Source organism: Paraburkholderia sp. BGA-UO-ETr-F12 (assembly GCF_059567945.1).
Map to the genome: position 1 here is coordinate 1 of NZ_JCAQOZ010000004.1, position 23218 is coordinate 23218.

Annotated in this window: 18 protein-coding genes and 4 pseudogenes; 10 read left to right on the forward strand and 12 right to left on the reverse strand. The window is 59.7% G+C overall.

Going from position 1 to position 23218, the window contains the following annotated elements; all coding sequences use genetic code 11:
• Window positions 1–63: pseudogene (locus tag AC57B6_RS00615) on the reverse strand (transposase); the annotation flags it as partial.
• 96 nt (window positions 64–159) lie between these two features.
• Between AC57B6_RS00615 and AC57B6_RS00620 the strand changes: the two are divergent.
• Window positions 160–408 (forward strand): tyrosine-type recombinase/integrase, encoded by a 249-nt coding sequence (locus AC57B6_RS00620; protein WP_496420538.1) that lies wholly within the window; start codon window positions 160–162, stop codon window positions 406–408.
• Window positions 409–489: 81 nt separating this feature from the next.
• Here the strand turns inward: AC57B6_RS00620 and AC57B6_RS00625 are convergent.
• A pseudogene (locus tag AC57B6_RS00625) lies at window positions 490–1284 on the reverse strand (IS256 family transposase); the annotation flags it as partial.
• A gap of 118 nt (window positions 1285–1402) precedes the next feature.
• Between AC57B6_RS00625 and AC57B6_RS00630 the strand changes: the two are divergent.
• From AC57B6_RS00630 to AC57B6_RS00645, 4 genes and pseudogenes are all read left to right on the forward strand, one after another.
• Window positions 1403–1772 (forward strand): annotated as a pseudogene (locus AC57B6_RS00630) (DDE-type integrase/transposase/recombinase); the annotation flags it as partial.
• Between the two features lie 403 nt (window positions 1773–2175).
• Entirely contained in the window at window positions 2176–3024 is an 849-nt protein-coding gene (locus AC57B6_RS00635) for a metallophosphoesterase (RefSeq protein ID WP_496420539.1), read from the forward strand.
• A gap of 1318 nt (window positions 3025–4342) precedes the next feature.
• Entirely contained in the window at window positions 4343–4777 is a 435-nt protein-coding gene (locus tag AC57B6_RS00640) for a response regulator (protein ID WP_137954047.1), read from the forward strand.
• Window positions 4778–5225: 448 nt separating this feature from the next.
• Entirely contained in the window at window positions 5226–7211 is a 1986-nt protein-coding gene (locus AC57B6_RS00645) for an SMP-30/gluconolactonase/LRE family protein (RefSeq protein WP_496420540.1), read from the forward strand.
• A 58-nt stretch (window positions 7212–7269) separates the two neighbouring features.
• On the opposite strand, the gene AC57B6_RS00650 is transcribed toward AC57B6_RS00645, so the two are convergent.
• Window positions 7270–8633, reverse strand: a protein-coding gene (locus tag AC57B6_RS00650; protein WP_496420541.1) for an IS3 family transposase whose coding sequence is annotated in 2 segments (ribosomal slippage) — window positions 7270–8159 and window positions 8159–8633 — 1365 coding nt in all. Because the reading frame shifts where the segments join, the coding sequence is not laid out codon by codon here.
• Window positions 8634–8976: 343 nt separating this feature from the next.
• Here AC57B6_RS00650 and AC57B6_RS00655 point away from each other — a divergent pair.
• The 4 genes from AC57B6_RS00655 to AC57B6_RS00670 are packed head-to-tail and all read left to right on the forward strand — an operon-like array spanning window position 8977 to window position 11774.
• The gene (locus AC57B6_RS00655) at window positions 8977–9147 is read left to right on the forward strand and encodes a hypothetical protein (protein ID WP_496420542.1); all 171 of its coding nucleotides are present in this window, start codon (window positions 8977–8979) and stop codon (window positions 9145–9147) included.
• A 1-nt stretch (window position 9148) separates the two neighbouring features.
• Window positions 9149–9946 carry an ABC transporter ATP-binding protein gene (locus AC57B6_RS00660; RefSeq protein ID WP_496420543.1) on the forward strand — a complete coding sequence of 266 codons (798 nt, stop codon included), beginning with the start codon at window positions 9149–9151 and terminating at the stop codon, window positions 9944–9946.
• Window positions 9939–10844, forward strand: a complete 906-nt coding sequence (locus AC57B6_RS00665) for an ABC transporter permease (protein ID WP_496420544.1) — start codon at window positions 9939–9941, stop codon at window positions 10842–10844. Before AC57B6_RS00660 ends, AC57B6_RS00665 begins: the two co-directional genes overlap by 8 nt.
• 12 nt (window positions 10845–10856) lie before the next feature.
• Window positions 10857–11774, forward strand: coding sequence for a LysR substrate-binding domain-containing protein (locus tag AC57B6_RS00670; RefSeq protein ID WP_496420545.1), 918 nt, complete (start codon window positions 10857–10859; stop codon window positions 11772–11774).
• Here the strand turns inward: AC57B6_RS00670 and AC57B6_RS00675 are convergent.
• Genes AC57B6_RS00675 through AC57B6_RS00700 form a run of 6 tightly spaced genes read right to left on the reverse strand, consistent with a single transcriptional unit; the run spans window position 11705 to window position 16505 of the window.
• The gene (locus tag AC57B6_RS00675) at window positions 11705–13441 is read right to left on the reverse strand and encodes an L-aspartate oxidase (RefSeq protein WP_496420546.1); all 1737 of its coding nucleotides are present in this window, start codon (window positions 13439–13441) and stop codon (window positions 11705–11707) included. The two genes, AC57B6_RS00670 and AC57B6_RS00675, sit on opposite strands and share 70 nt — an antisense overlap.
• Window positions 13442–13465: 24 nt before the next feature.
• A complete protein-coding gene (locus tag AC57B6_RS00680; protein ID WP_496420547.1) occupies window positions 13466–14101 on the reverse strand; it encodes a fumarate hydratase C-terminal domain-containing protein in 636 nt (211 codons plus the stop codon).
• Window positions 14091–14996, reverse strand: a complete 906-nt coding sequence (locus tag AC57B6_RS00685; protein ID WP_496420548.1) for a fumarate hydratase — start codon at window positions 14994–14996, stop codon at window positions 14091–14093. The genes AC57B6_RS00680 and AC57B6_RS00685 overlap by 11 nt, the downstream gene beginning before the upstream one ends.
• Before the next feature lie 20 nt (window positions 14997–15016).
• Complete coding sequence (gene sdhC / locus AC57B6_RS00690) at window positions 15017–15427, reverse strand: succinate dehydrogenase, cytochrome b556 subunit (protein ID WP_496420549.1); 411 nt, start codon at window positions 15425–15427, stop codon at window positions 15017–15019.
• Window positions 15424–15768, reverse strand: a complete 345-nt coding sequence (locus AC57B6_RS00695) for a succinate dehydrogenase (RefSeq protein WP_496420550.1) — start codon at window positions 15766–15768, stop codon at window positions 15424–15426. The genes sdhC and AC57B6_RS00695 overlap by 4 nt, the downstream gene beginning before the upstream one ends.
• A complete protein-coding gene (locus AC57B6_RS00700; RefSeq protein ID WP_496420551.1) occupies window positions 15765–16505 on the reverse strand; it encodes a succinate dehydrogenase/fumarate reductase iron-sulfur subunit in 741 nt (246 codons plus the stop codon). The genes AC57B6_RS00695 and AC57B6_RS00700 overlap by 4 nt, the downstream gene beginning before the upstream one ends.
• A gap of 258 nt (window positions 16506–16763) precedes the next feature.
• Here AC57B6_RS00700 and AC57B6_RS00705 point away from each other — a divergent pair, with 258 nt between their 5' ends.
• On the forward strand, window positions 16764–17525 hold the full coding sequence (locus AC57B6_RS00705; protein ID WP_496420552.1) for a GntR family transcriptional regulator: 762 nt from the start codon (window positions 16764–16766) through the stop codon (window positions 17523–17525).
• 58 nt (window positions 17526–17583) lie between these two features.
• Here the strand turns inward: AC57B6_RS00705 and AC57B6_RS00710 are convergent.
• The 3 genes and pseudogenes from AC57B6_RS00710 to AC57B6_RS00720 form a co-directional block, all read right to left on the reverse strand.
• A pseudogene (locus AC57B6_RS00710) lies at window positions 17584–17889 on the reverse strand (transposase); the annotation flags it as partial.
• Between the two features lie 1012 nt (window positions 17890–18901).
• Window positions 18902–20167: an IS256 family transposase gene (locus AC57B6_RS00715; RefSeq protein WP_315696861.1), complete on the reverse strand. Its 1266-nt coding sequence runs from the start codon at window positions 20165–20167 to the stop codon at window positions 18902–18904.
• A gap of 293 nt (window positions 20168–20460) precedes the next feature.
• The gene (locus tag AC57B6_RS00720) at window positions 20461–22461 is read right to left on the reverse strand and encodes a putative bifunctional diguanylate cyclase/phosphodiesterase (RefSeq protein ID WP_496420553.1); all 2001 of its coding nucleotides are present in this window, start codon (window positions 22459–22461) and stop codon (window positions 20461–20463) included.
• Window positions 22462–23218: the final 757 nt, after the last annotated feature.

Sequence of the window (23218 nt, forward strand, 5' to 3'; positions counted from 1 at the left end):
GTCAGGGAACAGCTTCGGCGCCTTCGGGTTCTTGCTCTTCTTGGTCACGGTTGCTTCGGTCATAGGACGTTATTTCCGTTATCGTCTCATGACCTCGGCACACTAAAATTCTGACAGGCTCCCCTTCACGCAGCTACAGCATCGGCGACGTGTCCGACTTTGGGAAAGAAAAACATCACTTGCCATGTGTTGAGGCATACCGCGGCAATGCGGCTTCTGGAAGCGGGAGTAGATCCCACGGTGATTGCTCTATGGCTAGGGCATGAGCGCGTCGACACCACCGCGATCTATCTTCATGCGCATCTGGGTATCAAGGAGCAAGCCCTTGACCGAGTTCGAATGCCCACCGCGAAGGTGGGTCGATATTGTCCCACCGACAAGCTCCTGGCCTTCCTAGAGTCGCTCTGATTATGCCGAAACTTACTGCGCGTTCACCGCCCGCGGTGCCGCCTTCCCGCTCCACATCGGCGTAATCCGGAATTCGGCGTAATGAAACCAGCAGCGCTGGCCGCGAGTTGCAGGAAACACTTCCTCCAGTGCGGCCCAGAATCCCATTGCACCATCTCCGACGGCCAGCAGCGGACCACCCTGCAAGCCACGCGATTTCAGATCGAGCAGCAGCTCCTGCCAGGACGCCTTCGACTCGCGATACCCGTCGCCGATTGCTACGCGCTCCTTGCGCCCATCCGGCCTCACCCCGATGATCACCAGCAGGAACTGGCCGTCTGAGTTCTCACTGCGCAGGCCGGTATGAATGCCGTCGACCCACCAATACACATAGCGCGACTTCGACAGATCACGCCGGCTCCAGCTGGCATGGTCGTCGGCCCATTGCGCCTTCAGACGGCTCACCACGTTCGCCGACAAACCCTTGGCATCCTCGCCCAGCAGCACGCTCAGTGCCTCGCTCATGTCACCCGTCGAAATGCCATTCAGATACAGCCACGGTAGCGCGGCGCTCACGCGCGGCTACTTCCTCACGTACGGTGGCACAATCGATGAATTGAGCTTCAAGCCCGATCCCGATCGATCACGAACCTTCGGCACCTTCACTGGAATCGCTCCGGCCGCCGTCAACACTTCGCGCTCCGGCAGATAGCCGTTGCGCACTACGGCACGCTTGCCGTGCAATGTCTTGACGTTCTCGAACCGCTCCAGCAGCGCTGACAGCTCCGCCTTGATTGCCTGCTGGATCACCTGCCGGGCTCCATGCCGGACCAGTTCATCCAGACCCAGACCGACTTCCGATAGACCGACGACTTCTTTTTCCGTAAACTTGCTCATGGTGGATGGTTTGTTGTTCGCTGGTTTCCGACTTCGACAATCAGATTCTCAGCTGAAACCTCCACCGCCTTCAATCTCCCGCCTCAATCCCCCGTACACCACTTCCGACTTTAGCTCCATGGCCGCCGCCAAAGCATTCTTCAGCCAGGCCCTTAGGCATCAGGGCCAGTCGCCGGAGACCATAACGCCCGACGGTTATGCTGCTTCGCACCGCCCAGTGCGCGAGATGAAGGCGGATGGTCCTGCTGCCCGAAGACACGAAGATTAGATTGTCGAAATATCTGAACCACGTGATCAAGCAGGACCATTGCCACATGAAATCCAGAACGGATGTGATGCCAGGTTTCAAATGCCTGTGAAGGGCCGCGATCACGAATTCAGGCATTGAGTTGACGCATCGCAAATGGCAGTTCAATGGCGCTAAATTCGGTCTGAAGGATGCTGCCGCTTCTCCCGCCTATGGGATGCGGTCCCTGTCCGTTCGATAAGACATCCTGATTATAAAGCTAATTCGCGACTGGCGTTTTACAAGGTCGGCTGGCGATCAGCCTCCGCGCGACGCGCGTTCATCAGCAGAAGCAACCGGATCAAACCATCGGACGAATACATCTCTGTTTACAAACGGATACTACTGGCGAGCAATTGACACTACCTGTGCGGTGGACCACAGTCGCCACGCCGGCAAAAGATCAACATCAGTGGCTGATTGACGCTATCGTCCGCACCTGGCTCGCGAAACAAAGCTCCCGCGACGCGCATGTGCCGCGCACCCGTAAGCAACTCTCTCTGAACGATTGCGCAAAGCCTCGTGCTGCCGCGCTGGAGACTCGGATCGAACATTACGCTCCATCCTGACGACGGTGCAACGAGGACATCCTTACGGCGGCAAAAATGCGGCAGACCTTCTCACCAGTTCGGCGCTTTAAAAAAAATACGTCAGGTCGTGACTTTGTTGTGGGCGATCTGCACGGATGTTTCTCGCAACTGCGAAAGGAACTCGAAGCATGCCAGTTCGATCTCGCCAGGGACAGGCTCTTTGCCGTCGGCGATCTCGTAGACAGAGGGTTCGAATCACCTGCTGTCCTCGATGTGGTGCGTCGGTACGACATCCAGTCGGTGCGCGGCAATCATGAGGAGTCGATCGTGCGCTGGCGTCTTTATGGCGCCAATGACGGCTTCGTTCGGGGCAATGGCGGCAGGTGGCTACTTGATATGGCAGCGGACGGGCAGTCCATTGACGCTATCGTTGCGTACATGGCAGCGCTCCCCTATGCAATCGAAATAGAGACGGACTTTGGTCTGGTCGGAATCGTACATGCGAACGTGCCTCTGCAATCCTGGCCCAGAACGGTTAAGGCAATAATGAAAGAAGGTGTTGACGGGAAGATACGGCGCAAGGTCATCTGGGATCGGTCACGATGGAAGTTGCCAGGATCGGACGGCTTCGCGTCGATGCGTTGCGTCGCAGCACGACTGTTCAGGCGGTTGAAGTCCGGAAGGCTTGATACGTGCGGCAGGGTCGAAGGGGTCACGGCTGTTATCGTAGGACATACGCCTTCACCCCGGCCGGTCGTGAGCCACAATGTCATCAACGTCGACACGGGTGTTGTCTACGGCGGCAACCTTACACTATTGCGCCTCGACGAAATCCCCACCCTGCTGAGCGAGGGCACCCGCGCGGCACCTGCACTCAGCCCGATAGCGCAATACCCGCCGGCCCGCGAATCGGGAAAACTATAGTGCCCTGTCAGGCTCATGCGTCAGCATGACCGACGGACGCAGGTACGAGTGGGACGCCCAATCCACCGGTGCGGGGGTAGTCATTCAATCTGAGATTTTTTGCAGCGAACGCCAAAGCGCCCGGTTGACCCGCCTCACTATCCTGGCGTTCAATGCGCGCGCAAACCTCGCCGGGGCACATTAATGCGCCGCAAGTATTTCAGCTTTCCGGCTAGAAATCCGCGATCAGGAACCCGACTTGCGCTTTTTTAATACGCGCGACGGCCTGTCAACCAGTTGCAAGCCGCCGCGTCAAACGCCAATGCCGCGACGGCCGCTCAGGAAATCGCTCCAGGAGACAGAGCGGACTGCCGTAAAACATGGGCGGGCTGATCAGCCAAGCGGCGTATCGGGACGACATTTCTGCATTCAAAGTGGCGGCGTACGCGAGTGCCGTCGCTGTTTTCCGATACAAGATGACCGTTCGTTTCTTTCGTGCGAAACCAGTACGGCATCCAACAGCAACGCTTCGATGACTTCGGACGCAATGCGCGGCGCATTCGTGGGCGGTAGTGAGAGCCGTGCACACGCCGGAAGGACCCGCACCGAGGTCTACCATGAATTACGGCGCGCCCAAAAGGATGGCACACTGGATCATTGAATGCACGATATGGCGGAGGCAACTGACTGGAGATACGCTTGCATTTCTGCCAGTTTCGCGAAACCCGGTCGCGCAAAACGCAATTGCGCGACCAATCATAGCAGGGAATAACGTAGGCACCATGTTGGGCAGAATTTCCTAAAAATCGACTGCTGCTCGTCCGAGCTGCCGGTGGCTGTTGAGGAGATGTTCAATCCGAGTGAACGCCTTACACGCGGAGCATTTTCGAACTTGCTAGTTAAGCAGCCCCAAGTCGCCGAAGCAGAAATTCCTGCGGAGGTCGCTTTGCCTTCGCTTTTTCGCTAACGCATCGTCGGATCGACCGCGATCAATATGCTCGGTCTTATTCCAAACGCCGAGACCGGCCCGGCAAACCTCCAATTGGGTCCAAAGATTTTTACAAGCCTTGTGCCGGGGTTTGCAGGATCGCCCCGGGAAGCATGCGCCCCCTGTCTAACGTGTTAAAAAGTGAACCGCATTGACGCTAGGGCGCCGAACTCGCGAGGTCTTGCCATTGCAGTCGCGCCGTTACAATTCGTTCAGATGTAAACATTTCAACGGAAGCGACAGTCCTTGGTTAAAATTACAGCATCGGAACGTTTCCCTTGCGCGGGCGCCGCCGGGCGGCATGGCCTATATCTTGCTTAAAGTGGCCCAGTTTGGACTCGCCACACTGACATGACGCCATCCGAGCCGCGCCCACTGATCCTCCTGGCCGACGATGACGAACAGACCGCTGCCGCCTGGACGGCCATCCTCCGCCTGAACGGGTTTGATGTTGTGTGGGCGCCTGACGGCGCTTCGGCCTGGGCTCTCGCGCGTACCGCTCGCCCGGACCTTTTGCTCACCGACTGGAACATGCCTGGTATAGACGGGCCGGAATTGTGCAGGATATTCCGGGCCGACCCAACTCTGGCTAGTGTGCCTATCGTTCTGGCTTCGTCATTAAGCCTGCCGCCCTCTTCGCCGTCTGTTCTGCCCGATCTGTTTCTTCAGAAGCCCGCAGACGCGACAGCACTGTTAGCCGCAGTGTCGGCGCTCGCGATTGTAAAGGGAGTTGCAGATGGATCGAAGGATGACGCCAAACCTCACAATGGAGAAACCGAGGTTTGACCGACCGGTTCGGACGAACAGGAGGAAGTTTGGACCGCTTTTATCCGGATCGGAGAACGAGCGCTTTAATTATGCTGACTGCCTCTCATGCTCTGGCAGCCCTCGGAAAAATGCCAGAGCATTTCGCCGGCACGGACGAAAGTCCGTGCCGTTTTTTTGATGGTCCGAGGTTCAGGTTGCACACGCACCTTGCGCACCCGGCTCGTCCCGTTAACCGGAAAGTGATGCAGGCCTCCAGCCGTGCTGGCGCCGTCATCAGGGTCAAGTGAGAAATCTCTCAACTCGCGCCGCGGACCGCCGTTAACTCAGACGACATACCTGACCTATTCGACGCGTCACGTCGCAAGTGCTCGAATCGTCAGGGTTCGGACTCCAAGTTTGCCAGGGTTGGCAACACCGGATTATGGACGCCCGTACTGCACGGCGTGCGATCGAAGAAACGTCCCTCATGGTTTTCAAAAGACTCTGTACCGCGTTCATCGCGGTAGTGCTGAGCGCCGCGGCTGCGTCCGTTTGCGAAGCACAATACTCCACTGGGTGGATAGCCAACACGCATGGCACGGCCACGACTCGAGTGGGCAATGTGGCTCGCTCGATGTGGGTGGCACCTGAAGGGGAGATCTATACCGCATCAATGTGGGACGAAGGTGAGGGCGGCATCGCGATCTATCAGAACGGACAGAACATCGGTTCGATCGGGGCGCACGCCGAATTTCAGGGGGGCGCGATCACCGGTAACTCGACCTCGCTATTCGCTGCGCTGCAGTTCAGCGCCACTTACGGTAGCGGTAAGGTTGGCCGATACAACCGGACCAGCCGTACGCGCGACCTGCTCATCACCGTCAGCGCGACGACCACCGAACGCCTGGCCGATGTCGTCACCGGACTCGCGACGTCCGGCTCGCTGCTATATGCGAGCGATTTCCCCGGCAATCGCGTGCGCGTGTTTACGACGTCCGGTGTCTGGCTGCACGATATCAGCATGGCAGAGCCGGGCGCATTAGCGGTAGACGCAGCTGGAAACGTCTGGGTCGCACAACAAAGCCTGGGCGCCGTGATCCAGTTCGGTCCCAGCGGGGAGCGCCGGAACACCATCCAGTTGCCGGCCAATGCGCGGCCCGCTTCGCTGTACTTCGATGCGACGAGCGACCAGCTATGGATCGGCGACGAAGGGCCGGATATGAACATCAAGATCTATGACGTGTCCGGCACGCCGTATGCCGCGGGGACGTTCGGTGTTCAAGGCGGCTTTCTCAGTACGGCCAATGGCACAAAAGGGCAAGTGGGCGATAAGCGCTTTACGCGCGTCACCGGCATCGGCAGGGATTCCGCGCGCAATCTCTACGTCCTGAACAATCCATGGGGAGGGTCATGGGACCTCGGCCGTAACGGCGGCACCGATATCCATGCATACGACGGGACCGGAGTCCTACGCTGGCAGCTCCAATCTGTGAACTTCGAGGGCAACGCGGCTCCTGATCCGGCCACCGACGGGGCGATTTTCTACGGCGGAATGAACATCTATTCGGGAACCGTGGGCGGCACCTTGGTTGCCAACACAATCGATCCGATCACCTATCCGGCCGATCCGCGGATCAATCTTGCCGACCACGAACGTGGCGAACATTTCGCGCAGATCGCCAGCGTGAGAGGGCACCGGATACTCGTCGCCGCGAGTCAGAACCCCGATACCTTCTACTTTTTCCACTTCAACCCGGCGAGCGGCTACATTGCGATTCCTGATGGCGCGTTGCCGGGAACGGCCTTCGCCACGACGGCCCGCGTGCGCAACGGTTTCTGTCTGGATAGCAGAGGCGATATCTGGGCGGGTCTCGACAAGACCAATGTCATTTCACACTACCCACTGACAGGTTTCGATTCGAGTGGCAAACCGGTCTGGGGCGCCGCGATCACGACGCCGATCCCGCGCACCATCTCGCAACTGACCCGTATCATCTACCTGCCTGAAAGCGACACGATGATTCTCACGCAAGGGGCAGCCGGCAGCACGGACTGGACTGCGGTGGGGCAGCGCGTCGAGGTGTATCACGGCTGGCTGGCCGGTAACAGGAGCACGCCGAATCCGGTCATCAACATTACTGGCGCGAATCCGAAGTCGATTGTGGCCACCGGCAATTATCTGTTCGTCGGCTACGTTCACACCGTCCCGAATGTCGATGCTTTTAACCTCACGACCGGTAAGCTCGATATCACGCTCGCGAATAGCAACCCAAACATGGTCGACGTGGGTAACGACGTGGATTCGATGTACGGACTTCGGGCGTATCGACGGTCGACGGGTGAATATGAGGTCACGAAGGACAACTATAACGACTCGGGCATCGTGGTGTATCGCTGGACGCCGCCCGCATGGATCGGGACCGGGATGATTAAGACGAAGGCGACGGTGGTGTCGCCATTCAGTGCGAATTGACGATGCGCCTGAGTCGCCGCGGTTGTGAACTGAACCCCAAGAGTTGGACGTTGAAGCGTTAATTTTTTCCCGCTCGCATTCGATATTCCACGGGACTCAGTCCACCAAGTTTCGATTTGATGCGGTGCCGGTTATAGTAGTCGATGTAGCCCTTCAGGCCTGCCCGTAATGCGTCGACGTCTTCGAAGTCTGTGAGATGGAAGTACTCGGCCTTCAGCGTGCCAAAGAAGCTCTCCATGGCCGCGTTATCGAAGCAATTTCCTTTTCTCGACATGCTTTGCTTCATTCCGTAGCGCGCCAGTGCCGCTCGGTATGGTTGCATGCGGTAGTGCCAACCCTGGTCTGAATGAAGTATCGGTGTAGCCGCATTCCCGCGTTTCTTGACAGCTTTCCTGAGTATGCCCATGACCATCGGGAAGTTGGGGCGATGGCTCGACCCGTAGGCAACAATTTCCCCATTGTAGAGGTCCATGACCGGAGAAAGGTACAGCTTTTTCCCCGCGACCCGGAACTCGGTCACATCGGTAACCCACTTCTCGTTCGGGCTCGACGCGGTGAACTCACGATTGAGCAGGTTCGGAGCGGCCTCGCCGACCTCGCCCTGGTAGGACCGGAACTTCTTCCGGCGCACCCTCGACCTGATTCCCAATTCGTTCATGAGGCGCTGCACCTTCTTGTGAGTGACCAGCTCGCCATCACTGCGGATAGTTAAGGTGATGCGACGGTAGCCATACAAGCCGCGATGTGCCGCATAGACAGCCTGAATCTTCGCCTTGAGCCCACCATGCCGGTCTGGTGCGGCCAACGTCTTGACCCGATAGTAGTACGTACTGCGTGGCAACCCCGCAGCCTGGAGAAGATCGGCCAAGGGGAATTCCTGCCTCAGTTCAAGCACTATTTTGGCTCTTTCTGCCGCGCCAATTTCTTTGCTAGAACCAAGGCATTGAATTTTTTTAGGTACGCGACCTCCGCGCGTAACTGCTGATTCTCACGAAGCAGTTGGTCTGACTCCTCAGATCGCGGAGCTTCCAACGACTGGTTCGAGGTCTTTTTCTTTGCTGGCACCGAAACATCCTGTCCCGACGGGCGCATGCTCTTTAGCGAACGGGGCTCTCCCCGTGCTTTCTGTTGTTGCCACATCGTGATGCTGTGCGGATTGCCGATATTGTAAATGGCAGCCAGCTCTCGACAGGAAAGGTTCTCAGCCACGCCCCGGTGCACCACCTCAAGCTTGAACTCAAGGGTGTAAGCACCACGCTGCCGGATGAGCCCAGCGTTACCATGGTGACGATATGCCGCCACCCATCGCCTTACCATGCTTTCTGCAATACCGAATTTCGCCGCAAGGAGCTTATAACCCCCTTTGCCAGCGAGGTACTCGCGAACCATCTTCCCCTTAAACTTTACATCGAATTCCCTCACAGAACCTCCAAGGTTGTGTCCAACTCTTGGGGTTCAGTTCATTGGGGCGGCGACTCAGGGCATCCGTTCGTGACTGGGCAGAGTTCGGGCGTGATGGAATGGACACCGCCCTCCCTCCGGAGACGAACAGACACCCGCCTAACGACATCGAACGACCGAAAAGCTTCCGGCTAACAGCCATTCAAAAGGCCCGCGATGAAGCGCTCTTCGCGGCTCGTTCCGACGTCGCAGTTCAAACCGCCTAAGAATAGTTTGCGACCTAGAGTAGCGACGGCGACTGAAGATACGTAAGCGGATCACGGCGGCCGTTTCCTATCTGCGGATTTCAAAAGAAAATAGCACCGTGGATGAAGTGGAAAAAATGATTACGTCACCCGACGTCTCGTTCACTACTGTTCCACAGAACACCATCAAATACGCCGACTTCATGGCGCGCACGGGCCTCATCAAGGCCAAACCGCAATCGTGGAAGGACATGTTTTTTCCGACCGCCCAATCCCTGCAAGGAAGCTGACATGCGCGCCGCGAACGATGCCTTGCATTATCCCGACACGTCGCCGCTGCTTGCGGTGCGCGGCGTGACGCTGCAGTACAAGACGCCGAAAATGCTCGTGATGGCGACCTACCGAGTCGACTTCGAAGTGTTCCGCGGAGATCGCTTCGTTCTGCTCGGCCCGTCCGGCTGCGGCAAGTCTATGTTGCTCAAAAGCGTTGGCGGCTATTTACCGCCGACGGAGGGGACCATTTCGTTGAAGGGCAAAACGGTCACGCGCCCCGGCCCCGATCGAATGATGGTGTTTCAGGAATTCGACCAGTTGCTGCCGTGGAAAACCGTCAGACAGAACGTGATGTTCGCACTGCAGGCCTCGCACCGTTTGCCCGCGAAGGAGATCGAGGACCGCGCGATGCACTACATCGACAAGGTCAATCTGGCCTCGTTCGCCCACAGCTATCCGCATACCCTCTCGGGTGGCATGAAGCAGCGGGTGGCAATTGCACGTGGCATGGCGATGGAGCCCGACGTCCTGTTGATGGACGAACCATTCGCCGCACTCGACGCCCTCACGCGCCGCAAGATGCAGGATGAACTGCTGACCCTATGGGACGAAACGCGCTTCACCGTGTTGTTTGTCACGCATTCGATTCCGGAGGCGATCAAGATCGGCAGCCGGATTCTGCTGTTGTCGCCGCACCCCGGCCAGGTCAAGGCCGAACTGGAAACGGCGGCAACGCCGGAAGCCGCCATTGCGCTTGAAAAGCGCATTCAGCACATGCTGTTCGAAGACGAAATCGAGAGGGCAGAAAATGTCTGACATGCTCACCCATGGTGGTTCCGGTCGTCGCAATGCCGCGCCTGTCGTGCCTCGTTCCGAGGTGGTACGCGAGCCGTCCGAGACGCACGAGTTCAGCGTGGTCGAAAAACCGTTGTCGCCGTTCGAACGGCTTTATAACCAGGCCTGGATACGCAAGCTCATCATTCTGGCGCTACTCGCAGGCGCTTGGGAAATCTACGGCCGGCTCCTGAACAACCCGCTACTCTTTCCGACCTTCAGCGCGACCATCGAAGCGTTCTTCAGGAGCATCGCGAGCGGTGAATTGCCCGGCAAAGCGTGGTCCTCGATCCATGTGCTGCTGATCGGCTACGCGTTTGGCATCGTGCTCGCGGCGCTGCTTACGGCTGCGGCCATCACCTCGCGCATCGGCACCGATTTTCTGGAGACGATGACCTCAATGCTCAACCCGCTGCCCGCGATCGCTCTCCTGCCTCTCGCGCTCATCTGGTTTGGCCTCGGCAACGGCAGTCTGATCTTCGTGCTGGTCCATTCTGTGACCTGGTCGGTGGCGCTCAACACCCACTCGGGCTTTCTCTCGGTGAGCAATACTCTGAAGATGGTCGGGCGCAACTATGGCCTGCGTGGCGGCCGCTACGTGCTGCAGATTCTCGTACCCGCCGCATTCCCCAGCATCCTGACCGGGCTGAAGATCGGCTGGGCATTCGCGTGGCGCACGCTGATTGCCGCCGAACTGGTGTTCGGCGTAAGTTCCGGTTCGGGCGGTCTCGGCTGGTTCATTTACGAGAACAAGAATCTGCTCGATATTGCCAACGTGTTCGCCGGGTTGTTCACCGTGATCCTGATCGGCCTGGCTGTCGAAAATCTGATTTTCCGTGTGCTTGAGCGCCACACCGTGCAGCGCTGGGGCATGCAATAACGCGGAGCCGCCGTGAGCGCGATTCGCTACTTCGTCACGTTTCTTTCCGTCGCGCACCACGGTTCTTTCGCTGCCGCCGCTGAGGAAGTGTGTCTGACGCAGGCGGCGGTCGGCCTGCAGATGCGCTCGCTTGAGCGGGATCTCGACCTCGTGCTGTTCGATCGCGCGGCCCGCTCAGTGTCGCTCAGCGCGCAGGGACGCGCCATGCTGCCGCTCGCGGAGACGCTAGTGGCGCAATACCGGCAGATGCTTGCCGTCGGCAATTCCGGCGAACTCTCGGGCACGGTGCGGGTCGGCGCGCTCGTCTCCTCGCTCATGGGCGCGTTCGCCGATGCGATGCTCAAACTCAAGCAGCGCTATCCGCGGCTCGATCTGAAGTTATTCACGGGTTTGTCGAGCGACTTTGCGGCACGGGTGGAGAGCGGAGAACTGGATGCAGCCATCATCACGCAGGCACCCTTAGCGCTGCCGGCCGCGCTCAAATGGACCATGCTATACAGCGAACCGATGGTTTTCATCTCGCCCGCCGGCGGCCAGCACGCATCGATCGAGGCGCTGCTCGAAGAGCCGTTCATCCGTTTCGACCGCAACACCTGGACCGGCGTGCTGGTCGACAACGCGCTTCGCCAACTCGACTTCAACGGTAACGAGATCATGGAACTGAACTCGATCGAGGCGATTTCGGAAATGGTGCGGCGCGGCTTCGGCGTCTCCATCGTGCCCTTGCTCGCCAATGCAAACTGGACGCGCGACACTGGTCTACAGGTCACGACCTTGCCGCAGCGCGTCACGCCGCGCAGAGTCGGACTGCTGGAACGGCGAGATCACCCACGCGAGGCCTTCACGGATGCAGTGAAGCGTCACTTCATCGACACGGCCGAGCTTTCCTCTTCGATCAGCGATTCGCCCGGCCTCACGCGCGTGAACTGAACCGGCCGACGGCTCGTGGCAAATGTTTCGCCCTCGAGCCGAAGGCACATGTACTCGGATGTCTCCAGATCACCCGCCTCCGGAAAGTCCTCGCGATAGTGCGCGCCACGTGAATTCTCGCGCAGCAGCGCCGACTCCGTGATCGCACGGCTCACCAGAATCAGGTTACGCAGATTTATCCAGTCGTGCCACGACAGGTTGAAGCGCAAGTCATGACCGTCGATGCCGGTCTCGTCGAGCTGGGCATCCAGTTCCACTAGACGGCGCTTTGCACGTTGCAGTCCCTGCGCGTCGCGCAGGATGCCAACCTCATCCCACATGACTTCGGCGAGTGCATCGCGAATCGCTTCCAGATTGCCGCGCGGCTGGTGAAGCGGGCGATTGCAGCGCGCCATCGCCGAGTTGATCGCGTCCGTGTCCGCATCGGCGAACCTGCCGTGGCGCGGCACCCAGGCGGCCAGCGTATCGCCGGCGATCCCGCCGAACACCGTTGAATTTGCCACGCCATTACCGCCCAGCCGGTTCGCGCCGTGCACGCCACCAGCGTCTTCGCCCGCGACAAAGAGACCCGGCAACGTTGTCGCACAATTCGCGTCGAACATGACGCCGCCCATCATGTAGTGCGCGGTCGGCACGACTTCGACAAGCCCGCCCGCGAGATCGAAACCACAATCGGCGCAACGCTCGACCATGCCCTTGAAGCGCTTCTTCACGCTGTCCGCTCCGAGGTGATGCATTTGCAGATAGACGCCGCCATTGGCCGTGGCTTGTCCGGCGCGCAATTCGCGGAAGATGCTGCGCGAAACTACATCGCGCGTCGCCCGTTCGGCGCGGGGGTCATATTTCTCCATGAAGCGCTCACCCGCGCCGGTGAGCAGGTATCCGCCGGCGCCGCGCAGCCCCTCTTCCAGCACAGTACCGGTCATGCGCGTATCGGCGCCGGCCAGCAAACCGGTCGGATGGAACTGCACCATCTCCATGTCGCGCAGCGTGAGGCCGGCGCGCAGCGCCATCGCCATGCCGTCACAACTCTTGTCTCCGCTTGGCGTGTGATAGCGGTACATGGTCGGGCCGCCCCCTGTCGCGAGCAAGACCGCCTGGGTGCGCACGAACACGAACTCGCCGCTGCGCATGTCGATCATCAGCACACCCGCCAGCGTCTTGCCGTCGTAGCTGCGGATGAACTCCACCGCGCGATGCTCTTCCAGTCTGTCGATCCCCCGCGCCCACACCTGCTCCGCCAGGCGGTTGATGATCTCGATGCCGGTCTGGTCGCCCTTGTGGACGGTACGGTCGAAGGTCTGGCCAGCAAATGCTTTCTGCCGCACGGAGCCGTCCGGATTGCGGTCGAAGAAACAGCCCAGTTCGTTTTCGAGTTCGCGGATCCGCTCGACAGCGCCGGTCACGAGCATCCACGCGAGGTCCTGATTCGAGAGCCATTTGCCGCCCTCGATGGTATCCATGAAGTGCCGCTCAATTGAATCGCCCGGCGCCAGCGCGACGTTATAGCCGCCCTGCACCATGCGCGTACAGCCGCATTTGCCGAGCAGTCCCTTGACCGCCACCGTGATGCGCAGATGTGGCGCGGCCGCCTGCGCATGGAGCGCGGCGAACAGGCCAGCACCGCCGCTGCCCAGAATGAGAATGTCGGTATCGAACTGTTTCATCGCGGCGCTTTTCCGGTTGCGTCTTCAGGCGCGTATGCCGAGCGACGCGAGTACCGCGTCGCGCTGCGTGCGCGTATTGTCCTGGACTGCTGTGTAAAGGCTGCCGCCGTGGCTGTCCATCGCGACCAGCAGCGGCCCGAAACCGCGGATGCGGAAACGCCATAACGATTCGGGATTGAGATCGTCGAGGTCCACGTCTTCGATCTGCTCGATCCAGGTCGTCTCCAACGCGGCCGTGCCGCCGACGATCGCCAGATAAACGCCGCCGAACTCGGCGAACGCGGCGCTCGAGGCAGCGCCGAGCCCGCCCTTGCCGATCACCGCGCGGACCCCGTACGCCTGCATGAGCGGCGCGGTAAAGCGCTCCATGCGCGCGGAAGTCGTCGTGCCGATGCAAACCGGCTCATAGCCCGCCGGATGCTGCGGCGAAATCTCCACGCGACGCACATTCGGCGCCGTGTGAATCACCGCATGTCCGCGCAGATCGAAACGCGTCGTGCGGCCTCGATCGAACATGTGGATCTGGGTGGCGTCCCGAATGCCGAACAGCGTGTGCTCGAGCGTAACGGTATCGCCGATGTGCAGGGCGCGGATCTGAGCGTCGCTGGCGGGCATGGCGAGCGTGTGATGGGCGCCGGTATCCGGGATATCAGTAGCCATAGTCGACTCCCCGCGCGGTCACCGTCGCGCGCGCCCGGCGCGCCGAATGACACTGCATGTTTACCGCGACCGGGTTCATCGTGATGTGCGTGGCGGCCAGTTCGATGTGTACCGCGAATGCGGTGGCATCGCCGCCCAGCCCTTGTGGCCCCACGCCCAGTTGGTTGACCACCGCCGACAATTGCGATTCGAGCGCTGCGCCATGTTCGTCGGGGCAGTGGCTGCCGAGGGGTCGCGTGGCCGCGCGCTTGGCGAGCGCCACGCACAGATCGGACGTACCGCCGATACCCACGCCGACAATCGTCGGCGGACAGGTTTTCCCGCCTGCATCGACCACGCAGTCGATCACGAATCGGCGGATCGCGTCGACGCCTTCCGCCGGTACCGCCATACACAAAAAGGAGTTGTTTTCCGAGCCACTACCTTTGGGGATCATTTCAATGGAAAACGTTCCCGGCGTATCGTCGAAATCGACGTGAATCACGGGCGCCTCGGCGCCGCAGGAATTCTGCTCGTTATGACGCGTGAGAGGATGGACCGCCGACGAGCGCAGCGGGTGCTCCCGCGTGGCACGGGCACAACCGCTACGGATGGCCGCCTTCAGGCGCATGCCGTCGAACTGCACGCCCTCGCCGAGCGTGACGTTATAGATCGGCAGGCCGGTGTCCTGGCACAGCAGGTTGTCGGCCAATTCGGCCACCACGATGTTGCGTCGCATGGTGCCGAGCACACGTCGCGCCGTATCGTTGCGTTCACTGGCTTCGAGCGCCTCGATACCTGCCTTGATATCCGGCGGTAGCAATTTAAGCGAGCGGATATACAGCGCCTTGGCGATCTCTTCCACCTGTGCGTAGTCGACGGTCAAGCCGCTTTCGAGTCTCGTTCTGGTTTCCATTAAAGCCTCTTTCCACGCGCTCACAACGTGAGCGAGAGCGCAAACGCCATACCGATGACGAACGCACCGCCCGCAGTCAGTGCGATGAGATCCTTACGCAAACCGGACCACGGCCTGAGTTCGATCAGCAACAAGCGGACGCCGCCGATCAGGTGCGCGGCCAGTAACGTCACCAGTCCCCATTCGGCGAAGACGAACCAGGGCGATCGTGTCACGAGCAGGAACGATTCGAAGCGCGCGGCGCCGTGAAGCGCGGTGCCGAGCGCCCAGAAATGCGCGGGCAGGAAGAACGCGAGTGCAAGGCCTGAGAGCCGGTGGACCAGAAAGGCCCACCACGCGGGACGATTGCGCGCGCGGAAGTCGAGCTTGCGGCCGGGAGACACTGCGGGGATTGCACGCGCACGAGTGGGTACGGGCGGATTCGTACTCATGCGGCGGCTCCTGCAATCAACGCATACACTGCCCGCAAACCCGTCAACGCCAACGCAATACCTACGCCCATGCTGGCGCGTGCGGCCCATGTGCCGCGCCAGCGGAGCCACTCGTCCGCGATACGGCGAAGGCCCACTGGCACATGCACCGCCGCGGCGATCACGAAGACCGAGTAGAACGCGCCCCACGCGAGATTGCCGTGCAAACGCGAGATGACATCCGTTGCGCGCAGGCCTCCGTGCACGACCCAGATCATCGTTGCAAGGTGCACGGTGACGCACAGCGTCAACACCATGGCGGAGAGTCTCTGGAGCCACCAGCCGTCGAGGCCGCGATTCATTTCGCACCGCCTTTTGGCACGGTACGCCCTGCGCGCTTGAGCCCGGCAATACTCGCGGTCGGCGCGAGTGCTTTCGGGCAACGCTCCGTGCACGAACCGAGGGTATGGCAAGAGTGGCAGCCGGCATCGGTTGCCACCGCTTCATGCCGGGCGCCCTGCTGAACGTCGCGCACATCGTTCACCAGCGTCCACGCTCGATTGAGCGCGGCTGGACCTAGGTAATCCGGTTTCCAGCCGACTACGTCGCAACTCGCGTAACACACGCCGCAGCCGATGCATTCGATGCCCGCGTCGGCTGCCTGCCGTTCAGGCGAAGCGGGATCGACCTGTTCGAGCGGCGCGCCGCGGTCGCGATTGCCTGCAAAATACCCTTTTGCATCGCGCCATTTATCGAAAAATCCGGTCATATCCACCGCCAGATCTTTAACGATCGGCAGATGATTCAGCGGTGCAATTTCGAGCACGTCCCCGGGGCGGCGCAGCACCTTCGCCACGTGCGTGCGGCAAGTCCAACGCGCGAGCCCATTCACGGTCATCGCGCAGGAACCGCACATGCCAACCCGACACGCAAACCGGTACGAAAGCGTGGCGTCGATGCAGCGCTGAATGTGCGTAACGACATCGAGCACAGTCTGACTGGCACGGCGCGGAACCTCGAACGCTTCGAACGCGCCGTTTTCAGAGCCGCGCCACACCCGGACGCTCAGGAGTTCGCTGACAGTTGCAGTCACTTGCATGGGGATCCGTCGAGCCTGGTTGTTCTGCGAAAAATAAGGGCTGGACATCAGGTTAAAGCGACGCGCACAAGCTGAAAAGCCAGTAATTCTTGGCTCATGAACAAGGATTTTTTGCGCATGACGGCGTGACTCGCACAGGAAGCGAAAGTACCTGTCTCAACCTCGCGACAGAAACCACATCATCTAGATGTGCTAGATGATGTGGTCGGATAAAATCAGGGCAGATTTAACAGTGGCTCCCGCACCTAGAGGTTTTTCATGAGCACGCTCGCCATCACTCCGCCGGCATTGGGCGGCACGCGATACAAAGAGGTCAAGAGTGCGATCCTGGTCGCGTTGTCGGCTGGCGAATGGAAAGGCGGCGAATGCATTCCTTCGGAAAAGCGGCTCGCGGAACGATTCGGCGTTTCCATCGGCACATTGCGCAAAGCGATCGACGAACTCTGCGCCGAAAGCATTCTAATTCGCCATCAGGGCCTGGGCACATTCGTCGCCATGCATCAGCGCGACCGGCATTTCTTCCGCTTCTTTCGCATCGTCCGGCGCGACGGCGAAAAGGCCTATCCGGTTGTCACGCTGATCGACTTCAAGAAAGCTCGTGCGTCCCGCCAGGTGGCGGCAGCGCTTGGCATCGAATCCGGCGCCCGGGTGTTTCAGTTCATCAACAGCCTCGCCTTGCATGGCAAAACCGTGTTGATCGAGCACATTACCGTGCCGGAGGCTCACTTCCCGGGTCTGACCGAGACCAAACTGCGCAACCGCCCTAACACCCTCTACAATTTCTACCAGGACGTGTTCGCAATCAACGTTGTGGAGACTGACGAAAGCGTGACTGTTGCACTAGCGGATCAACTCGAAAGCCGTGAGCTCGACCTCGACGTCGGCGCGCCGTTGTTGCAAATCCAACGGATCGCATACTCATATAACCGTTGCGCGGTGGAACTTCGAATATCGCGGCTAAATACTGAAGACTACCAATACGTCGCCGCCCGCTCAGGACGTGAAGAACAACCCGGCTAAGCGGCGGCGTTATGGCAGCGCTCTGTTGTCATGTCCGTGCACCTGTCTGGACGGTCCAGTCCATCGGCAGGCCGACGAACCAGCGGAACAGCATGTTGAAGGAAATCTGTTCTACCAGCATGCGCTCGCTATGAGTCGAATATAGCACCTGCAGCAAAAGAGCTCGCACCAGCTTCTCCGGCGCGATGCTCGGCCGACCGCCTCACGCGTCAGCCTCGTACATCCGCGCGAACACGTCGTCCATGCGCTGGAGTGCGTCATTAAGCCAGCTGCGAATCGGACGCAACGGATGATCCTTCGGCACGAAGTCATCCAGCGTCGACCACTGTGAACATCGACTCGGTAAACCGTCTGGCCCGCGCATTCGATCCATCTCGCTCTCATTGATAACATCAATTCAACGCTTACGCCTGCGTCCCGGATGACCGTTCAACGAGGTATCTCACCGACCTGCTAATATGACTTGCCGAGAGGATCATGCGCCGGAGTCATGGCAACCGGCCTCCACATAACCCTACGCGACAGGACGAGCCTTTTGCCCGCCTTCTCGCTTCTGCGCCAACGAACGCCCCAGTTCCGAGCGCCGCCCTCAATGGCGAGGCACAATGCTTCACGTCAGCCTGAATTGCGCGACCATCACGAAATCGTCATCAATATCGGCAAGAGTCAACCGCTTTTTCAGCCGATGGGTGAAGTGGCGCAAGGCAGCCAGATAGCGTTGGATCGTATCGGACGCATAACGTCGGTTACGTAGATAATCCACGTACCTGGAAACGATGGCGTCTATGGGGCTCCCGGCAGGTGTGCTATAGCGCGATGAGTGCGCCGCCAATTTGCTGGCAGACGTGATGCCCTCCTCGAACACAATGTAAGCCCCGATAAGAGAACATGGAAATTAGGTGCACTTCAACAATGCTCGCATCGCGCCATTTACAGGGGAGTCCGCGTGTACGGCATTCGTCGCGTCGCCGTTCTGCACCCCGCGCCAGTGGCGCCTATACGCCGATCCCGGAATCGCTCCATAACGCCGGTCACTGACAACGGTCGATGTGCGGAGCAAGGAAGCTGGTCGTCAATCAGCGATGTAATTCGCCTGCCATATCTCCGAGATAAGGTCAAGAGTGGTGTACGGGCAGCTTGATGGCCGGCGACGTCAAGCGGCGAGTTTCTGCTGACCCGGTCGATCGTCTTGCACCGGTTCGCCGTCCTTGAAGGCAATGCCTTCAAGTAACAGCTTGATCTGTTCAGGGCCGTTGATGCGGCGCCNGCGTGTCGTGGCGCGTCGTACTCACCCTGCTGGAATGGAAGTGGTCGCCCCAGCAGATGTGCGAGATAAGGTCAAGAGTGGTGTACGGGCAGCTTGATGGCCGGCGACGTCAAGCGGCGAGTTTCTGCTGACCCGGTCGATCGTCTTGCACCGGTTCGCCGTCCTTGAAGGCAATGCCTTCAAGTAACAGCTTGATCTGTTCAGGGCCGTTGATGCGGCGCCAGGTTTTCTCGGCTTCCTCGATCAGCTTGAATGCCAGACCGAGGAAGGTCGGTCGCGACACACAGTTGCGCGTACGCGTCGTCCGGTGGCGCACGGTCGCGAACGTCGACTCGATGGCGTTGGTCGTGCGCAGGTGCTGCCAGTGCCCAGCCGGAAAGTCATAAAACGCCAACAGGCTCTCCCGGTCCTTCTTCAGCGTTTCCGTCGCCTTCGGATATTTCGCCGCGTAGACCGTCACGAAACGATCAAACGCGGCATACGCGTCGGCGCGGGTGGCGGCCATCCAGATAGCCTGCAGATCTGCTTTCGCTCTGCCTTGTTGCGACTTCGGCAGCGCGTTCAGGACGTTGCCCATCTTGTGGAACCAGCAGCGCTGGCCCCGCGTCGCAGGAAACACTTCCTCCAGCGCGGCCCAGAAGCCCATCGCGCCATCGCCGACCGCGAGCAACGGACCGGCCTGCAGGCCTCGCGATTTCAGATCGAGCAGCAGTTCCTGCCAGGACGCCTTCGACTCACGATACCCGTCGCCGATCGCCACACGCTCCTTGCGCCCATCCGGCCTCACGCCGATGATCACCAGCAAGCATTGACCGTCCGAGTTCTCGCTGCGCAGCCCGGTGTGAATCCCGTCCACCCACCAGTACACGTAGCGCGACTTCGACAGATCACGCCGGCTCCAACTCGCATGCTCGTCGGCCCACTGGGCCTTCAGGCGGCTCACCACGTTTGCCGACAGACCCTTCGCATCCTCGCCCAGCAGCACGCGCAGCGCCTCGCTCATATCGCCCGTCGAAATGCCCTTCAGATACAGCCACGGCAGCGCGGCACTCACGCGCGGCGACTTCCTCACATACGGCGGCACAATCGAAGAATTGAATTTCACGCCTGATCCTGACCGATCGCGAACCTTCGGCACCTTCACCGCAATCGGGCCGGCCGCAGTCAGCACCTCGCGCTCCGGCAAATAGCCGTTGCGCACCACGGCACGCTGCCCGTGCAAGGTCTTGACGTTCTCGAACCGTTCGAGCAGTGCTGACAACTCGGCTTCGATCGCCTGCTGAATCACTTGCCGGGCACCTTGCCGCACCAGCTCGTCAAGGCACAGACCGACGCCCGATAGACCAACGACTTCTTTTTCCGTAAACTTGCTCATGGTGGATGGTTTGTTGTTTGCTGGTTTCCGACTTCGACAATCAGATTCTCAGCTGAAACCTCCACCGCCTTCAATCTCCCGCCTCAACTCCCCCGTACACCACTTCCGACTTTAGCTCCCAGCAGATCTCAGGTACCCTCAAGCGCATGTGGCCCAACGATCCGACCCAGCACGTCTCGCANCCCGATAGACCAACGACTTCTTTTTCCGTAAACTTGCTCATGGTGGATGGTTTGTTGTTTGCTGGTTTCCGACTTCGACAATCAGATTCTCAGCTGAAACCTCCACCGCCTTCAATCTCCCGCCTCAACTCCCCCGTACACCACTTCCGACTTTAGCTCCATATCTCCCGAGCTAGCCTCATCGCCTCGCCAGGACCACGCGCTGATAGGGTCATTGAGTACTGGGGCCGGACGACCGAACAGATAGCCCTGCATCACGTTGCAACCCAGTTTTCGCAGCACAGTCGATTGCGCCTCGGTTTCCACTCCTTCGACCACGCAAGTCAGCCTCAAACTTCGGCACATACTGACGATGCTACGCACGATGTTCTGCGCGCCCGTGTCGAAGTCGATTTCCCGCACGAAACTACGGTCAATCTTTACCTTGTCAAGCGGCAACCGATGGAGGCAATGCAAACTCGAAAAGCCCGTGCCGAAGTCATCGAGCGAGAGGTGGACGCCGTACTGTTTGAGCTCGCTCAACGCGTGTCGGGCCTGATCGAAATCGCGAATCACTGCGGTTTCGGTAATCTCGATCGTGAGGCGATCGGGCGAGACGGCGCTGCGTCGGATCATGTCTATGATGGCAAGAATCGTATCGGGCGAGTTCAGGTCGCGCGCCGACAGATTGAACGACACACGAACGCCTGGTTCTGCCACCTGCAAGGTGCCGAGCGCCTTGCCGAGCAGCATCAGTGTAATCGTATGGATAAGATCGCTGCGCTCTGCGACGGGTATGAATTCCGACGGCGGGACGTCGCCCAATAGACTGCTTCGCCAGCGTGCCAAGGCCTCGAACGACACGACACGGCGATTCGTCACGTCGATGATGGGTTGGTAGTGGAGGGTCATCTCGCGATCCAGATCCGACTGCCGCAGCAACTGCTCAATCATGCTTGCCCGTCGTACCGCGCTTTCGATCTCCCCGGAAAAAATCGTCGTCCCGCCGCGCCGGTGTTCCTTGGCGTGATATAGGGCGTGATCCGCCCGCTCGAACAATTGATGCGGCGTCGTCGCGGCAACCGGAAACTGCGCGATGCCCAGCGATGCGGACAGCCTGATATTTGCACCCGCGCAGCGATACGGCTCTTTCAGCACCATGGAGATTTTTTCCCCGAGCGTCAGCAGGCTCTCGATCTGCGTCTCGTTCCTCACCAGCAGTCCGAATTCGTCGCCGCCCAGGCGAGCGAACGTACATTCGGCAGATTGCAGCCTCATCAGCCGTTTGCCGACCTCCTCAAGTACCCGATCACCGGTTTGATGCCCATGGAGGTCATTGACCTGCTTGAACCCGTCGAGATCAATCACGCCAGCCGCGAATGTCCGGCAGTCACCAGCCATCTCGCGGCAGAGTCCCTCGAGCTGTTCGAGGAACGACCGGCGGTTCGTTAATCCCGTCAGCGTATCCAGCTTTGCAAGCCTCAGGTTGGCGTCGCTGAGAACCTGCAGGGCTTTTCTGGATTCAATCAGGTTCGCGAAGTCGCGGTAATGCATGAGCATCATCACGATGATGGCGATCGTGACGAATAACATGTTCAGTGAGATGGTCATCAGAATCGAATTCTGGGTGCGCGTGAAGAATATGGTGAATGGGATAACCATGATTGCCGTCAGCAGTAGGGCGGCCCTTCGCAGATGCATGAGACAGAAGATGCAACCAATGACGGTGATCGCGGTCGAGAACGCGATCTGCACATGCGCGTCGGCGTCGCCATACGGATAGAGTGCAAAAGCCCAGGTTGTAAATCCAATCGCGAAGGTTGTGATAAACCAGGCCGCTGTCGTCAGCCGTTGGCGAACCTCTCCGTCTGCCAGATGACGGTGACGATCCCGTCGTCTGAGCCACACGAAGATGCGCGTCAGGCCGACCGACCCGAGGATGCCGGGTATGTAGATCGAAAGCCATCTGGGCGAGTCGTCCAGATGCGCGTAAGCAACTGCTCCGGTGTTGATCAGAAGTATGAGGTAGAGCAGCGGCACCTGCCGAGAAAACGCGTCGAACTGCGCGCCGATGAGTTCGTTGCTCGCGGCCGCGCGGCGGCGACGCGTCGCCCCGTCATCAGAAAGTCGCATGTTGACCCCTTTGCAAAAAACGCCACGAAGCCGTAAGACCCGTCGAACTCCGCCCTTTCTTGATCTATCGCGGTATCGCACCGGCAGATCGTAGGTGGCGCCCAGATTTCCTCGACCCGCGAGGGCCGATGACGCCTTGCGCCGGACTAGTCGGTCCCTTTGCTTCTCGCCGCTGCCAGCGTCTTAGCAGCGGCGGTGCGGGGTCGCCTTGATCTCTAGTCCCCGGATACTGACGGCTGGCTCTTGACGCTGGCTTCAGATGCAGCCAATTGCAACAACAGGCTGTCCAGCGCGCAAAGCTGGAACCGCGTCAGGTGCGGCGAGTCCAGAAGCCTGCGGAGCCGCCAGCGCCAGTATTGCACCCGCAGTATGGGGCCCCCTCGGGCTGCCAGCCAGCGATGGCCTCATCATCCGCGCAATATGCGCGATCTCCACATCGATCAACGTTTCCATGGGCCCCGGATTTTTGTTTACGTTTGCCCGTACGGCTGTTGACCATTTGTTGTACAAATACTATATGCCAGTTTTCCCTGCGCACCTGTTTATTGCGAAAGGTAAATTCCCGGCGTGCGCCAGCACCACCACCGATCTGGAGGGCCGTGGTGACATGCGCTGAAACTGCCGGAGGAACATGGAAGAATGGGGCGATTAGCGACATTCGATCCGCCCCATCTCCAGACGGCTGACGTGCATATATCCTCTCTCCCTGGGCAGGCCCCGTTACACGCGGATCCCCCGACCTCGTCCAGCCTGATTA